Source organism: Paucibacter sp. TC2R-5 (genome assembly GCF_025717605.1).
GTDB classification, from domain to species: Bacteria; Pseudomonadota; Gammaproteobacteria; order Burkholderiales; family Burkholderiaceae_C; genus Paucibacter_A; species Paucibacter_A albus.
The window spans coordinates 50190-65630 of the sequence record NZ_JAJIRQ010000001.1 but is presented as its reverse complement, the minus strand read 5'-3'; the positions used below and the strand labels follow the sequence as shown (position 1 = coordinate 65630).

The following is a 15441-nucleotide window of genomic DNA, read 5'->3' as shown; positions in this document are numbered from 1 at the left end:
CGTCTGCTTCGACCCCTTCGGCCCCTTCCAACGGCCCCGCAAATAACGAAGTGCTAGCCACCTTGGCGGCCGAAATGCAACAGGTCGATGCCGTGATCGCGGATCGCCTCGGATCCGAGGTTGCACTGATCAATCAGATCGCCGGCTACATCGTCCACGCAGGCGGCAAGCGCATGCGACCCAAGTTGGTGCTGCTGTTCGCCAACGCGCTCGGCTTCACAGGCCCGCAGCGTTTCGAGCTGGCCGCTGTGGTGGAGTTCATCCACACCGCCACATTGCTGCATGACGATGTGGTTGACGAGTCCTCACTGCGCCGCGGCAAGCAGACCGCCAACGCTTTATTCGGCAACGCTGCCAGCGTGCTCGTCGGTGACTTCCTCTACTCACGCGCCTTCCAGATGATGGTCTCGGTCGACCGCATGCGCGTCTTGGAAGTATTGGCCGAAGCGACGAATGTGATCGCCGAGGGTGAAGTTCTGCAGCTGATGAATATGCATGACCCGGACATCAGCGTAGACAGTTACCTGCGCGTGATTCGATTTAAGACAGCCAAGCTTTTTGAGGCGAGCGCGCGCCTGGGCGCCGTTTTGGCCGACAGCAGCCCCGAAATTGAAGAAGCTTGTGCAGGCTATGGCCGCGCGCTCGGCACAGCTTTCCAACTGATTGACGATGTGCTTGACTATGAAGGCGACAGCCAGGCGCTGGGCAAGAACGTGGGCGACGATCTGCGGGAAGGCAAGACGACGCTGCCCTTGTTGATTGCCATGGAGCGCAGCACCAGTGAACAGCGCTTGCTGCTGCGACACGCAATTGAGCATGGCGAACAGGAGCGCTTGAACGAGATCGTCGCCATCGTGCGCTCAACCGGCGCCCTTGAAGCCACCCGCGAAGCGGCCCGAGCCGAAGCCAAATTGGCGCGAGACTGCCTGAGCCTGTTGCCGCATTCCAAATGGCGTGAATCGCTGATGGATTTCGCCGCACAGTCGGTTGAGCGCTCTTCCTGAGCTGCTATTCGTCGGTACTGCGTTTTTTCATGCTCGCCTTGGCCGCGTACATCCGTGCGTCGGCCTGCGCGATACAGGCTTGCAAGGCGCTTTGAGCATCAAGCCTCGATGCATGACCTAAGGCTGCGCTTGGGCTGACCCAAAGCTGCGGCGCCACCTCAAAACGAGCCTGCTGGCAGCGCTGCTTCAGGGCCTCCAGCTCGCGCAAAACCTGCTCCTCAGAGCAGTGCGGCAAGAGAAATAGAAACTCGTCGCCGCCAATCCGGTAATGCGTGGCCTGCGGCCATTGCGCGCGCGCAGCTTCGGCAAATGCCTTGATCAAGGCATCGCCGGCCGCATGGCCATGGCTGTCATTGACACGTTTGAGATTGTTCATATCGGCGACCACGATCGCCTGCGGGAAGTCCGTGCTCATCACCGAATCGGCCTTTTGGCTGAAATAGTTGCGGTTGTAAAAACCGGTCAGGCTGTCGGTGTAGAGCAGGTGCTCGCGCTCGCGCAAAAACTGCGTCTTGGCCTTTTGCTCCGCCAGCTTGCGTACTGTGCGAAGGGTCACGACAAGAATCACCAGCAGCGCCAGCGCCAGCGCAGCCAGCAACTGCGTCAGCTGCAAATTGGCCTCATTGCGCAAGGTCGGCACCGTCTGCATACCTAAATACTTCATCTCCTCAAACTGAATCAAGGGAATGACCTTGTCCAGAATCGAAGCCAGCTCCGGCTGCTGGCGCGTGACACCAAAATAGATGAAAGAATCCTTGGACGTGTTACCGCGCTTGACCAGATCGGTATAGCCCAGGCCGTTGATGTAGAACTCAAGCACGGTGGGGTTTTCGATCACATAGTCCACCTCGCCGGCGCGCAACAGGCGAAGCGAAGCCATGATGTCGGCGGTCTTAACGATGTGGGGGCTTTTCAGGTTTTTGCGCAGATATTCTTCATGCCAAAAACCATCGATAACGGCCACCCGCTTGCCGTCAAGGCCATAAACATCTTGCACCGGCGGGCTGCTCTTGAGCCCGACGATGATGTCGCGCTCGGTGCTGATGGCACGCGGAAAGAGAAAATGTTGCTGCCGCTCATCGGTCTTGGCCAGGTTCAGCACCTGGACTTCGCCCGCTTGAGCGCGCTCCAGCATTTTTGCAAACGTGCCGCTGACGACCTTGAAGCGGATGCCGATCAAATCGGCAATGCGGTCCAACGTGGCGCCGGCAATGCCTTTGTATTCGCCTTTGTCAAAATGATCAAAGGGCAGATAGTCTTCCGCCACCCCCACGACAGCCTCGCCGTTTTTCGCCAACCAGGCGAGTTCGGCCTCGTTGAGGCGCAGCACCTTGCGGTTGTAATTGCGCCGGGCTTCACGGGCGAGGTTTTGGATGATGAGCTGACGATGGTCCAGATAGCGGTCAATGATCTGGGCCAAGATAGCCCGGTCCTTGGCCACAGCGAAGGTCATGTCCGAGGTGATGGCCTTGATTTCGGCGATCAAAATCAAATCGGGGAAATCATTCAGAAACTCGTACTCAACGCCGCCCCCGGCCGTTACAAAGCCGTCTACATCACCGGCCACCAAGGCCCTCAAGCCTTCGCGCTGATCCTCAAAGCTCGCCGCCCGCACCTGCACATTGGGGAATTCGGCGGGCAGCCGCTCGATCACAAAGTCATTGGCTAAAAAACCAACCGGCTTGCCATCCAAGTCGCCCAAGGTTTGCACCAGCGAATCCTTACGGGCGAACACCACATAGGGATATTTTTGCGCGGCCTGCGTGAAGCGCATGACCTTCTCGCGCTCGGCCGTCGGGTTGGCGCCGTACAGCAAATCAATCTTGCCGGCCAGAAAACGGCCGTAGGCATCATCCCAATTCTTAACTTCTGCCGGCAGCAAGCGCAAACCCAGCTGGGTCTGCATGTCCTCCAGCAAGGCCGGCAAGAGACCGATACGGCGGCCCTGGAACTCGAAACTGTCGAAGCCTGCCTCGGGGTCAAAGCCGACGCTGAAGACCCGGTCCTTGTTTTCGTTGATCCAGGCGCGCTGGGCAGCGTCAAGCGCTACTGCGCCGTTGCCGGCTGGTGACTTTTGCGCCCACCCCAGCGAGCACAGCAGGGCAAGCAGGGCCGCGAGACACAATCGCAGCAAGGCGTTCATAGGCATCAATTTGGGCAAATCATGACTCCCTTTGGACTGGCAAGCCCAGCTGCGCCGGTACCACCTTCATGCTAGCCCAGATCAGCGGCCAAGCAAAAGTTCCTGTTCACGCATCCGGCTCAGGGTGCTGGCCAATAGGGGTGGCTGGCCCCGCAAGCAGTCGGCCGTATCGAGCAGCGAGTTCAACAGCGGCCTCAAGCACAGGCCCGCTGCGACAGCCGCAACGCTGCGCGCCTCCATCATCGCGTTGTCGGCGTCAAGCAACCAATAGGGCAAATCTTGAAAAGGCACAGCGCCGGCGGCCTCAAGCTCGGCCTCGCTGCACCAGACCAGCTCGGACTTCAGCCCGGTAGCGGCTCTGCAAGCCAGCAGCAAGTCCCCCATCGTCTGCCCGTCCGGGCCGGTGGCATTGAAGATGCCTCCCGTGCGAGCCTGCGCCAGCGCCAAGCACCAAGCAGCAATATCGCGTGCATCAATCAAACGCACTGGCCGCCCTGGCCGGCCCGGCGCGAGCACGCGCCCGCCCTCGCTCATGCGCTCCAGCCAATAACGCAGGCGTGGGCTGTAGTCATAGGGGCCAATGATGAAGCCGGGCCGCACAATCAGCGCGCGCGAGCCCATCACACGGCTGAGTTCACGCTCGCACAAGGCCTTTAGCCCACCATAGGCCGCGCCATAGCCGCCGCCCGACTGAGAGCCTAGGCCTGTGGCCTGCGCTTCAGCCGCCGCCAATTGTTCGGCCGACAATTGCGCCAAACTTGATGTCTCGACGGTATCGGCATTGATTTGCGGGAAGACCGAAATCGAACTGATCAGACAATAGTGCTCAACCGCATCGGCCAGCAGCTCGGCGCTGCGTCGGGCGGCGCTGGGCAAATAGCAACTGGCGTCGAACACCGCATCCCAACGCCGCCCGCGCAGGGCTGAGAGATCCAGCAAACGATCGCCGCGGATCTGTTCGGCCGCCGGGAACAGATCGTGGCCATGATTGCCACGGTTGAACAGCGTCACTTCATGGCCGGCAGCCAGCGCCAGCGCTGCCATATGCCGGCCCAGGAATTGTGTGCCGCCGAGTATCAGTATTTTCATCGTTAGGCCCCAACTCATGCATTCGGATGCGGGCCATTCTCCATGCTGCGGTTTAGCGTTTCACGGTACTGAGCCGGCGTATGCCCGGTGGTTTGCCGAAAACAGCGGCTGAAATGCGCTTGATCGCAAAACCCCAGACGTAGCGCCAACTCTGCCAAGCTCGGCGCCTGCTGTTGCGCCAAGGCCTGCAGCGCGTCTTGCAGTCGGGCGCGCTGAATCACCCATTTGGGCGAGACACCGACGCTGTCGGAGAAGCGGCGTTGCAAGCTGCGCTCGCTGCCTGCATCCAAACCCAGCAAGGCTTGCAAATCAGCGACCCTTGTGAGGCTGCTGTCTTGCATCACCTGCTGCACAGCCGTGTCGAGCCTTGCCACCCAGGGGTCCACAGCGGGCAGATGCGCCAGCAAAAAGGCTTCGGCGGCCGCAATGGACAGGTGATGCGAGCCGGCGCCGAGCACCGCTTGCTCCGTGCTCAAGACATGCGCCGGTTCAGCCCAAGCAAACGCTTCGTCAAGCGGCACTTGGCGCCCGCTCAAGGTCTGCACCGAGCCATTCAACCAGGCACGCAGACCGCCGCATTTGAAGCGCAGGCCATGCACTCGGCCTCGCCCCTGCAGGCGCCGCACAAAGACACCGCTCGCCACACCATGCAGCGCGCTGGCCCCGGCCTCGAAAACCAGATGCGTATTAGGAAAGGGCAGCACGCGCTGGCTATGATGCAGCCCGCCCGGCAGATCCCATTCGATCAACCAATGAAAGTCCAGCCAAGGAGACAGCGCCACGCTGACCGGATAGCGATGCAATTGAAACGGCGGCGCAGTCATTCCCGCTGTCATTCCCCCTAACGCACCGGCTGCCGGCGCCAACAGCGCACGCTCATTCAAGCGCAAATTTTGCGCCGCGCCGAGTTCGCTTGTCGGATTTGTACAAGCCGGAGAACCAACAAGCGTCGATGATGCGTTCATGCAAAAAATGAGTCAAAACAAAGTCCTACGCCGCAGCTTGCTGGCAAGCATGGGCGGCCTCATCACATTGTGGAGTCAATCAATGAACGCAACAGCCAGCACGGCCAAGCCCGCAGCAACCGCCCTCAGCGCCAAGGGCGCCTTCGAAGTCAAGATCGGCCCACCCGAGCCGCTCGGAAGCCCGGCCGACGGCACGCCGCTGTTCAAACGCAGCCTCAGCAAGCAGTACAGCGGCGACTTGGTGGGCAGCGCGGTCGGCGAAATGCAAATGGCCGGCCAACCCCAGCTGGGCGAGGCCGCCTACACAGCGCTTGAGTCTTTTGTCGGCGAGTTGCAGGGCCGCAAGGGCAGCTTTGCACTCGCTCATCTGGGGCTGATGAGTGGCGGCAAGCAGGACTTGCGCATCCACATCGTGCCCGGCTCTGGCCTGGGTGAGCTGGCCGGCATCAGCGGCGAGTTGATGCTGCGCATCGAGGCCGGTGTGCATTTCTACGAGCTGAACTACCGCCTAGCCTAAACGTTACGCCACTACAACAGATTGATCGCCTTGGCCGCCTGACGCAACTCGGCGCGGAAGTCCGGGTGGGCAACGGCGATCAACTCCTGCGCCCGCTGTTTGGCTGATTTGCCACGCAGCCGAGCGACACCGAACTCGCTGACCACATAGTTGATGTCGTTCTTGCTGGTGCTCATATGGGTACCCGGCGCCAGCGTCGGCACGATGCGGCTGATGCTGTCGCCCTTGGCCGTGGACGGCAGCACGATAAAGGCCTTGCCGCCCTTGGAGCGGTTGGCGGCGCGCACAAAGTCGCTTTGCCCGCCGGTGCCAGAGTAAGGCGTCGGCCCCAAGGACTCCGACCCGCATTGGCCCAGCAAGTCAATCTGCAAGGTCGCGTTGATGGCAACCAGCTTGTCGTTCTGGCCGGCCAGATAGGGGTCGTTAGTGAAATCGACCGGGTGCATCTCCAGACCAGGATTGCGGTCCATAAAGCGGTAGAGCTTTTGTGAACCCAAGGCAAAGGTCGCCACCATCTTGCCGGGGAGATAGTTCTTGCGCCGGTTGGTGACAGCGCCGCATTCCACCAGACTCAAAATACCGTCACCAATCATCTCGGTATGCACACCCAGATCATGCTTGGCGCTCAGCTGCATCACCACCGCATCGGGGATGCCGCCATAACCGATCTGCAAGGTCGAGCCGTCATCGATCATATCGGCCACGTATTTGCCAATGGCCTCCTGCACCGGCCCAATCTTGGGCAGGCCCACCTCAGTCACCGGCTCGTTGCTCTCGATCAAGGCCGTCACCTGTGAGATATGGATTTGGCAATTGCCATTGGCAAAGGGCACATTCGGATTGACCTCCAGCACGATGGCACGCGCCTGCTTCAATGCGGCCATCGTGTAGTCCGCCCCAAGGCTGAGCGAGAAATAGCCATGCTGATCCATGGGCGAGGCCATGCTCAAAACCACATCGGCGGGAATCAGCTTGCGCTCGATCAAGCCAGGCATCTCGGAGAAATAGCTGGGGATGAAGTCTACCCAGCCGGCCTGCCCGCCGGCGCGCGAGGCGGCGCCGTAGAAAAACGACACATGACGCACATGTTCGACGGTCTCGGGGTCGAAGTAGCCGTATTTGCGCACGGCCAGAATCTGCCCCAGCTTGATGTCGTGGAAACGCCGGCGCGCGTCGGACAAGGCCGTCAACAGCGTCGGCGGCTCGCCCACACCGGTGGGGATGATGATGAAGTCGCCGTCGCGCAGCAGCCCCAGCGCGTCCTCACAAGTGGCCAACTTTTTGCGGTACAGGTCTTGATGAGACATGGGCTGCCTTCCTCTCAGTGCGTTGCTGGATATCAGCTCTGCATACTAGGCTCGCCGGCTTGCTGCTTTCTTGCAAAGGCCGCTCTTTTGCAAGCCTGTCCAGACGCTTTAGGTCGGCAACTGCAGCCATTCGCCCGGCCGCAAGGGGTGGCTGAGCAAGGAGCAAGGTCCGATCGCGCTGCGAATCAGGCGCAAGGTCGGGTAGCCCACCGCCGCCGTCATGCGCCGGACCTGGCGGTTTTTACCTTCCTTGAGCGTGATGCTGAGCCAGCTGGTCGGGATGCTCAGGCGCTTGCGCACCGGCGGGTCGCGCGGCCACAGCCAATCCGGCTCGGCTATCTGTTCGACCCGGCAGGGCTGGGTGACAAAGTCACGCAGATCCAAGGGCTGGCTCAGGCGCAGCAGCGCCTGCTCGTCGGGCACGCCTTCGACCTGCACCGTGTAGGTCTTCGCTTCCTTGTGCTTGGGATGGCTGATCTGGTGCTGCAGGCGCCCGTCATCGGTCAGCAGCATCAGGCCCTCACTGTCGGCGTCGAGACGGCCGGCGGGGTAGATGTCGGGAATCTGCAAATAGTTGGCCAAGGTCTCGCGGCCGGCTTGCGGCGAGAACTGGCTCATGACTTGGAAGGGCTTGTTGAAAAGAATCAGCTTCATGGGCGGGCAAAAATCGGATTGCCGCCAGTATCGCGGCAGACTCAGGCCAAGCAGGCGTCCAGCTCTTGCGCCACATCTTCTTCCTTGCCCTCATCCCTTGCATTCCTTGCCTCGGAGTCCCCCGCGTCCCCCAAGTTGCGTCCGCCCAGCAGGCGATTCAAATCCAAGAGCAGCAACATGCGCGGCCCGATGGAGCCAATGCCCATGATGTGGCCATCATTGGCCATGCCCGTCATCGCCGGCATGCTGCGCTGCTGCTCAGGGCCGAGGTCAACGACTTCATTGACGTTGTCTACAACGATGCCCACGCTGCGCTGAGCCAGATTGACGACGATGGCCACCGTCGCTGCCGTGACCTCGGCCGTGGGCATGTGAAAGCACTGACGCAGATCGACCACCGGCAGAACTTCCCCGCGCAGGTCCAGCACGCCCAGCAACTCGGCGCTGGCACCGGCCAAACGCGTCGGAGCCTGGAAGGATCGAATCTCCTGCACGCAACTCAGCGGTATGCCGTACTCCTCTTTGCCGAGGTGAAAAGACAGGACCTCGACGCGCAGCTTCGCCATCGCCGTTTGAGCAACATCTTTTGCGGGCGCCGCCAAAGCTCGCGACGCGGATGGGGTCTGACTCAGTTGCTGTGCGCTCATGGCGGGTGCTCCGGGGGGATGCCAGCAGATGCTGGTGTCTCGATGATAGGGAGCAAGCCGATGCCGCGCGCTTCAAAGCTTTGGCTTTGCGCGGCGGATCTCACGTTCGCGGCCGAATTGGAACGAAACCCAAGCTGGCGCCCTGTCAAAGCCCCAAGCGCGCATAGACGCAGGTATTTCTGACTTCACCGGCCGGCGTCAGGCTGTCGCGCCGCAAGATGCCTTCGAGTTCGAAGCCACAGCGTTCGGCCACCGCACGGCTGCGCAGATTGACATCGTCCATGCGGATCTCGATCCGGCGCGCCTGCAACTGCTCAAACGCCAGCCTTGTGAGCGCCATCACCGCTTCACTGACAAAGCCTTGACCCTGCGCGCTGCTGCGAATCCAGTAGCCAATCTCAAAGCGCCGCACCTCCCAATCCAGACGGTGCAGGCCGCAGCCGCCCAGCAGGCGCCTACCTTCGGCGACGCGGTCATAGATTTGATAGGTCAAATCACGGCGGGCCATGAAATCCGCGCAGAGGCGGCGCGCCACCGCCTCGCTGTCCTCAAAGCTGGGCACTTGCTGAGCCCAAGACATCCAAGGGCTCAGCTGCACCAGCGATTCAGCGATCGCCACGGCAAGAGCCGGGCCTATGCCGGGGCGCGGCGCACACAAAATCAGCCGTTCGGTTTCAAGAACCTCGGGCACCTCGATCAGAATGGGGTCAGGTCTTGCGCTCATGGCCACTCACTTGCTGGGCATCAGCTCGGCAGGCCCACCCGGCGTGGCCTCGGCACCGAGAGCCGGCTCGTCTTCGTCCGGCGTGGGCAACTCGCGCACCGCGCGCAACACGGGATGGCGCCAGGCGATCAGGCTCAGCACCAAGGTGCCGACACCCGCAAACAGCAAGGCCGAACGCAGCCCCATATGCTCACCCAGCCAGCCACCGGCGAGCGCGCCTGGGCCAGCCGGAATCAGGATCAGCCAACGCATGGTGCTGGTCATACGGCCCAGCATTGGCGCCGGCGTTACTGCTTGGCGCAGCGACAAAAAGTTGATGAAAATCAGCACCGCGCCGACACCAAAAGCAAACAGCATGAAGGCAAAGGCCGCGATGCCGAATGTATTGGACGGCACCAAGGCCAGCAGCAGCCAACCCAGGCCAGTGACCGCAATACCGAGTACCAAGCAAGGGCCGGGGCCGAGCCGGCGGCTAATCCGGTGGCCCAAGATACTGGTCAAGACCGTGCCAGCGCCCAGCGCGACATAGCTCAAACCGACCTGCTGCGCACTCAGGCCCAGCGTGCGGGTGGCGAACAGAATCTGCACCACCTGGGCGGCGTTGTTGAACAGCTGCCAGCTGCCCACCGCACAGGCCAGGCCGATCAACAAAGCGCGCTCGCGCACAAAGCGCACGCCCGCTTTCAAGTCGCGCCAAAAGGCCGCGCCATCGCCCTTGTGCAAGACTTCATCGACCTTGATGCCGCGCAGAATCAGCGCCGAAATCAAGACCAAGATCGCATCCACCGCCAAAGTCATCGGCGCGCCCATCAGCTTGATCAACATGCCGGCAAGACCTGGCCCCGCCACCTCGGCGCCGCTGGAGGCCAGCGCATTCTTGGCATGGGCCTCAACCAAGCGGTCACGGCTAACGACTTGGGTCAAGACGATTTGCGCGGCGCTGCCTGCCGTGGTGTAGACGGTGCCCAGCACAAAGCCCACCACATAAAGCCAGGTCATGGTCAGCCAACCCATCAGCGCGGCCAAGGGCACGGTGGCCACGGCCAAGGCCAGCAGCGTCTCGCCCCAGATGTACACAGGCAGCTTGCGGACGCGGTCCAACCACACGCCCGAGGGCAGGGAGAACAGCACGAAGGGCAAGATCTCCATCGTCGTCAACAAGCCCATCTGGGTCGGGCTGGCATTGAGTAACACAGCGGCGGTCAGGGGCAGCGCCAGCATCGTGATCTGCCCACCCAAGGAGCTGATCAGGATGGACGACCACAGGCGCCGGTAAACGGCGTCGCGCAACAAGTCGGTAGCCGGCAGTGTCAGCGCACGCCGTATTCGTTCAAACCAAGAACTGAGCAGGGTTTGCTGCATGGGAATGTCTCCAAATTGCGGGCCACAACGCTGGGGTACAGCGAGGGCCGGGCATAAATCTGCTGTATTTGTTGCGAAACTCGGGCGGGTACAAGTTTCGCTGGGTAGCGCGGAAAACAGCGCGGATAAAAATCACGCGCCGGGCTGGCCGAGCACCGTCAATGCGCAAGCACCGGCGCGGGCCGACCAGCCTTGCCCGCGCGAGCGCGCACGCCAGCGGCACGGGGCGTGCTGCGTCGGGTGCGGTCGAGGAGTTTGGTCATGGCTTGGCGGTATTTTGGATTGACTTCCGTCAACTTTGAACACAATCGTAGCAGCCCCAGTCCTGCCTGAACAAGTGAAAAAAGACATGTGCCGGGCGATCTGCAGCGGACTCAGCACACCATACAGAACCTTCGGCCCGCGCTTAAAACCCCACGGCGGCACCGTCCCGGCGCGGATCACTGGCCGCCACATAGCCTTGCGCAGCAGGGTCGCCCATTCGCCAGATGAACTGGCCGGCGCCAAAATCTTGATAGCTGTCGTGGATATCGCCGATTTGATGGCCTAAAGCGCGCAGACCGTCAATGGTGGCCGCTGGCATATGTGGCTCAATATTGAGCGACAGCCCCTCGTTGAAGCGCCAGCGCGGCGCATCACAGGCAGCTTGCGGATTCTGGCCAAAGTCCAGCATACGCACCAAGGTCTGCATATGGCCTTGCGGCTGCATATTGCCGCCCATCACGCCGTAGCTCATCACCGGCCGACCATCTCGCATCAGGAATGCCGGGATGATCGTATGGAAGGGCCGCTTGCCCGGCGCCACGACGTTCGGATGGCCGGCTTCTAAGTTGAAGCAGTGCCCCCGGTTTTGCAAAGACACGCCGTAACCCGGCACCACCAAGCCCGAGCCAAAGCCCATGTAGTTGCTTTGAATAAAGCTGACCATCATGCCGCTCTCGTCGGCGGTCGTGAGGTAGATGGTGCCGCCCTTGACCGGGTTTCCGCATTTGAAGTCCTGAGCCCGGCCCATGTCCACCAGCTTGGCGCGCTGCGCCAGATAGCTGGGCTCCAGCATTTCGGCCGCCGTCACTTTCATGCTGCGGGGGTCGCTGACATAACGGTATACATCGGCGAATGCCAGCTTCATCGCCTCAATCTGCATATGTTGTGCAGCCACGCCATCCACCTCTTGCGAAGGCAGATCCAGATGCTTGAGGATGCCCAGCGCAATCAAGGCCGCAATGCCCTGCCCGTTGGGCGGTATCTCATGCAGCTCATGACCTGCATAGCTTTGCGAGATCGTCTCCACCCACTCGGGCTTGTAGTCCGCAAAGTCGGCCGCCGTCATCGCGCCACCGGTCTCGCGGGAAAATTTCTGCACCGCCTCGGCCACCTCGCCTCGGTAAAAGGCCTCGCCCTTGGTCTGCGCAATCAAACGCAAAGTTCGAGCGGCATCGGGGAACTTGAACAACTCGCCCACTGCGGGTGCCCGGCCTCGCGGCAAAAAGGCCTGGGCGAAACCGGGCTGCTCGGTCAACTCGGCAAGGGCTGCGGCCAGCGCCCATTTGCTCTGCACGATCACCGGCACCGCATACCCACGATCGGCAATCTCTATCGCCGGCGCCATCAAATCAGCAAAATCCAGCTTGCCGAAACGCTCGCTCAAAGCGACCCATCCGGCCACCGCGCCTGGCACCGTCACGCCGCCCCACCCGCGCTTGGGAGGCGCCTTGAGATCGCGCCCATAGTTCTTGAAAAAATGCTCAGGCGTCCAGGCGGCAGGCGCCGTGCCCGAGGCATTCAGGCCATGCAACTGGGTGCCATCCCACAAGATGCAAAAAGCGTCCGATCCCAGGCCATTGCTGCAGGGCTCGACCAGGGTCATGCAAGCTGCGGTGGCGATAGCAGCGTCAACCGCGTTGCCGCCTTGCGCCAGGATGCGCAAGCCCGCTTGCGCCGCCAAGGGGTGCGAGGTCGACACGATATTGCGCGCAAACACAGGGCTGCGCACGCTGGCGTAACTCTTGTTCCAGTTGAAAGGACTCGTCATGCTTGGCTCTCCCAGTGATTGGCCGGACTGTGCATTGTGAGGGGGCCGGCGCGGTGGCTGAAGCGTTCGGCGCGAACAACGCACAAGACCCCTACTTGGCCCGATCTCGATTCTCTGCTGGGCTGTTTGTAACGCTTTGCAACGCTGCGGCAACAGGGTCAACCCTTGCATCCGCAGCGTCGTTGAACCACTACCTTTCGCAACCCTTGGAGAAATCCTGATGAAGACCACCATGAAAAATGCAATGATCCCCGCTCTGCTGGCTTTCACAGTGGGCGCCGCAATGGCACAAACGGGCGCTAACGCTAGCCCTGCAGTGACAGCTACCGCCACTTCTACAGCGACAAAAGTTGCGATCAAAGCAGCGACCGACCCAGCCGCAGCCGCGCAAAAGTCCACCCTCAGCACGACCAGCACGCCCCCCACGACTACGGCAGCACCGGCAGCTATAACGGCGACAAAGACGGCAACAACAGCGGCAACGACCACTGCGCCAGCGACTGCCCCGGAGGCCAAGCATTCGGCCAAACATGGTCACAAGCACAAGGCCCTCAGCAAGCCCACCGACGCGACACCCAGCAGCGCCAGCGCTGGCACCTTGCCCGTGAAGACGGAAGCGACAAGCGCCAGCAAAAGTGCTGAGCTGAAGAAGGCCGAGGCGCCTGCCAAGTCTTGAATTGACACAAGGGTTTCTGACCTTGCAATGAAGCGTTAGGGCCGGCGCGACAGAATTTCGATCAGCGATGCTTTTTCTTTGCTTTTCGTCAAAACGCTGTCACAAAAGCCCCGCACAATAGCGTTCATTCAAGGCAAGAACCGGCTGCAGATTGGGCAGAGTTCTGGAACCCGTCACCAGTGCCAAGAAAACCGTCGCCATCCTTGATGGTGTCCGGAAGTCAGAAGGGCCACAAACCGAAAGGTGGTGGCCCTTTGCTTTTGTGCTGGCAATTTCCTTGCAGCCCATGTTGCTTGCCCCTCACGCTCTTGCTTACGGCACTTGACCCAGGCCCGGCCGCGCAGGCACACTGCGCCGCTTCCACCCCTCAACTCATCAAGGAGCACAGCATGGCCACAATTGATATTGCCTTCTCGTCGTCGGCCGCCTTGCTCCAGCACCGGGCTCTTCCCGCTGCGCGATTTATTGAGCAGGCTCTCGCCACTGCATGATTGTTTGAATGCTTGAAGCAGCGCCGCCTTGATGGCGACCCAACTGCTTCACTGGCTCGTGATCAAGCAGGCCTGAGCTACCGCCCGAACTCGCAAGTTCGCTCGCGGCCGACGTTTCGCATCCCCGCTCCGTTTGAGCCTGGCCTTGATTTGGCCCGGATCTGCGGTCATGCCCTGTGCCGCCCAATTTTTGGGACCGCCACGGGCTGGATACGTTCACCGTCAACACCCTCATGTTCAATTTAGAAGCCCATAATTTCGAAAACCTACGCACACTCGGACTCAATTTCACTCAACTTCGCCCTGCCCTTGCGGCCCTCGACTGGAGCGGCGGCGCCCGGCTCTGCCGCCTGACCGAGGTGCACCGGGATTCATTCGGCCTGCAGTCCGCCGACGCGCCGCCGCAGCAAGCGCGTGCGCTACCCGCTTTGACTCAGTCGCTGCACGCAGCAGGCGAGAACTTGAGCGTCGGCGATTGGGTGTTGGTCAGGCAAAACGACTTCGGCGAAAGCTGGATTCACGCTCGCGCCGCGCCGGTCAATAGCTTGAGCAGACGCGACCCCGAAGGGCGACGCCAAGCCTTGGTCAGCAATGTCGACTTGGCAGTGCTGGTGATGGGTTTGGACCGTGACTTCAAACTCGCCCGCCTCGACCGCTATCTGGTGCTCACGCATTCGGCCGGCGTGCCCGCCCTGATCGTCTTGAGCAAGGCCGATTTATGCCCTGATGTGGCCGCTCGAGTCGCCGAGGTGCGCGCGCACCTGAGCCGCAGCCACGGCGGCGTGCTGGACATTCTGGCCGTGGACGGCAGCGCCGCCAGCACCCGCTCAATGCTGCAACCCTGGCTGGGGTTGGGCCAAACCCTGGTGCTTTTGGGTTCCAGCGGCGCGGGTAAGTCGACGCTGACCAATACGCTGTGCCAAGCGCCCTTGCAGGCCGTCGGCAGCGTGCGCGCGGATGACAGCCGAGGCCGTCACACCACCACCGGGCGCAGCCTAAAGCGTTGCCTGGGCGGCGCCTGCATCATCGATACACCGGGTCTGCGCAGCCTGGCTTTGGACGGCGATGTTGCCAGCTTGAAGCTGGCTTTTGATGACGTTAGCGAACTGGCCAGCGGCTGCAAGTTCCGCAATTGCGCGCATCAAGGCGAGCCCGGGTGTGCGGTTCAGGGCACGCTCAGCCCGGCTAGGCTGAAGAGCTTTCAAAAACTGCAACGCGAGGCGGCGCGCGATCAGATGAGCTATCTGGACAAGCGCGAGCAACTGGCCGTTCGCAAAATCTGGGGCCGCATTGGCAACGCCGCGGTGCGGGCAAAGCGCGGCAGCTAAGCAAGGCGGCGGCTAAGCAAAGCAGCGGCTAAGCTGCTACGGCAGCCAGGGCGGGCGCATGCGAAACTGCGCCCGCCTCTCAATCGAGGCCCAAAAGCAGACAGGAACGCACCACCATGAACCGCACACCGACCGAACTCGCTCAGGACCAGTTGCTGGCCTATAACGCCAAAGACCTCGACGCCTTCGTCGCCTGCTACAGCGAGGATGTGAAGGTTTGGCGCATGCCGGCGGAGGTGCCGAATCTGCTCGGACGCGCCGCTTTTCGGGCCAGTTACCAAGCCGGGCCGTTTGCTCAGCCACAGGTGCAGGCCGAAGTCGCCCAGCGCATGGTGATGGGCAATACCGTCATCGACCATGAACTGGTGCATGGTCGCGGCGACTCGGCCCAGCAGGTCGGCGTGGTCTACCGCTGCCGCGACGGGCTGATTGCCGAGGTCTATTTTTTCGGCGCCGACTGAGGGCGAAGTTCGCACTCATGGGTCCATCTTGGTAAAGAAGT

Annotated in this window: 14 protein-coding genes; 4 read left to right on the top strand and 10 right to left on the bottom strand. The window is 61.5% G+C overall.

Features of this window, described 5'->3' with window-relative positions; translation table 11 throughout:
• The first annotated feature begins 74 nt into the window (after nucleotides 1-74).
• On the top strand, nucleotides 75-1004 hold the full coding sequence (locus tag LNV08_RS00315) for a polyprenyl synthetase family protein (protein ID WP_263532273.1): 930 nt from the start codon (nucleotides 75-77) through the stop codon (nucleotides 1002-1004).
• 4 nt (nucleotides 1005-1008) lie between these two features.
• Here LNV08_RS00315 and LNV08_RS00310 read toward each other — a convergent pair whose 3' ends face one another.
• The 3 genes from LNV08_RS00310 to LNV08_RS00300 all read right to left on the bottom strand — a co-directional run bounded on the left by LNV08_RS00310 (nucleotide 1009) and on the right by LNV08_RS00300 (nucleotide 5060).
• Nucleotides 1009-3165 carry a diguanylate cyclase gene (locus tag LNV08_RS00310; RefSeq protein WP_263531668.1) on the bottom strand — a complete coding sequence of 719 codons (2157 nt, stop codon included), beginning with the start codon at nucleotides 3163-3165 and terminating at the stop codon, nucleotides 1009-1011.
• 63 nt (nucleotides 3166-3228) lie between these two features.
• Nucleotides 3229-4236, bottom strand: coding sequence for an NAD-dependent epimerase/dehydratase family protein (locus tag LNV08_RS00305; RefSeq protein WP_263531667.1), 1008 nt, complete (start codon nucleotides 4234-4236; stop codon nucleotides 3229-3231).
• A 14-nt stretch (nucleotides 4237-4250) separates the two neighbouring features.
• A complete protein-coding gene (locus LNV08_RS00300) occupies nucleotides 4251-5060 on the bottom strand; it encodes a helix-turn-helix domain-containing protein (RefSeq protein ID WP_263531666.1) in 810 nt (269 codons plus the stop codon).
• Nucleotides 5061-5283: 223 nt separating this feature from the next.
• Between LNV08_RS00300 and LNV08_RS00295 the strand changes: the two genes are divergently transcribed.
• A complete protein-coding gene (locus tag LNV08_RS00295) occupies nucleotides 5284-5718 on the top strand; it encodes a DUF3224 domain-containing protein (protein ID WP_263531665.1) in 435 nt (144 codons plus the stop codon).
• An 11-nt stretch (nucleotides 5719-5729) separates the two neighbouring features.
• On the opposite strand, the gene LNV08_RS00290 is transcribed toward LNV08_RS00295, so the two are convergent.
• The 7 genes from LNV08_RS00290 to LNV08_RS00260 all read right to left on the bottom strand — a co-directional run bounded on the left by LNV08_RS00290 (nucleotide 5730) and on the right by LNV08_RS00260 (nucleotide 13128).
• On the bottom strand, nucleotides 5730-7025 hold the full coding sequence (locus tag LNV08_RS00290) for an acetyl-CoA hydrolase/transferase family protein (protein WP_263531664.1): 1296 nt from the start codon (nucleotides 7023-7025) through the stop codon (nucleotides 5730-5732).
• A gap of 108 nt (nucleotides 7026-7133) precedes the next feature.
• Nucleotides 7134-7679, bottom strand: a complete 546-nt coding sequence (locus LNV08_RS00285; protein WP_263531663.1) for a pseudouridine synthase — start codon at nucleotides 7677-7679, stop codon at nucleotides 7134-7136.
• Nucleotides 7680-7720: 41 nt separating this feature from the next.
• Nucleotides 7721-8326 (bottom strand): chemotaxis protein CheW, encoded by a 606-nt coding sequence (locus LNV08_RS00280; RefSeq protein WP_263531662.1) that lies wholly within the window; start codon nucleotides 8324-8326, stop codon nucleotides 7721-7723.
• 145 nt (nucleotides 8327-8471) lie between these two features.
• A complete protein-coding gene (locus tag LNV08_RS00275; protein WP_263531661.1) occupies nucleotides 8472-9050 on the bottom strand; it encodes a GNAT family N-acetyltransferase in 579 nt (192 codons plus the stop codon).
• Between the two features lie 6 nt (nucleotides 9051-9056).
• Entirely contained in the window at nucleotides 9057-10412 is a 1356-nt protein-coding gene (locus tag LNV08_RS00270; protein ID WP_263531660.1) for an MFS transporter, read from the bottom strand.
• Between the two features lie 406 nt (nucleotides 10413-10818).
• Nucleotides 10819-12444, bottom strand: coding sequence for a gamma-glutamyltransferase family protein (locus LNV08_RS00265; protein ID WP_263531659.1), 1626 nt, complete (start codon nucleotides 12442-12444; stop codon nucleotides 10819-10821).
• 534 nt (nucleotides 12445-12978) lie between these two features.
• Nucleotides 12979-13128 carry a hypothetical protein gene (locus LNV08_RS00260; protein ID WP_263531658.1) on the bottom strand — a complete coding sequence of 50 codons (150 nt, stop codon included), beginning with the start codon at nucleotides 13126-13128 and terminating at the stop codon, nucleotides 12979-12981.
• Between the two features lie 716 nt (nucleotides 13129-13844).
• Here LNV08_RS00260 and rsgA point away from each other — a divergent pair.
• Complete coding sequence (rsgA, locus tag LNV08_RS00255; RefSeq protein ID WP_263531657.1) at nucleotides 13845-14939, top strand: ribosome small subunit-dependent GTPase A; 1095 nt, start codon at nucleotides 13845-13847, stop codon at nucleotides 14937-14939.
• A gap of 116 nt (nucleotides 14940-15055) precedes the next feature.
• Nucleotides 15056-15400, top strand: a complete 345-nt coding sequence (locus tag LNV08_RS00250) for a nuclear transport factor 2 family protein (protein ID WP_263531656.1) — start codon at nucleotides 15056-15058, stop codon at nucleotides 15398-15400.
• The last annotated feature ends 41 nt before the right edge of the window (nucleotides 15401-15441 follow it).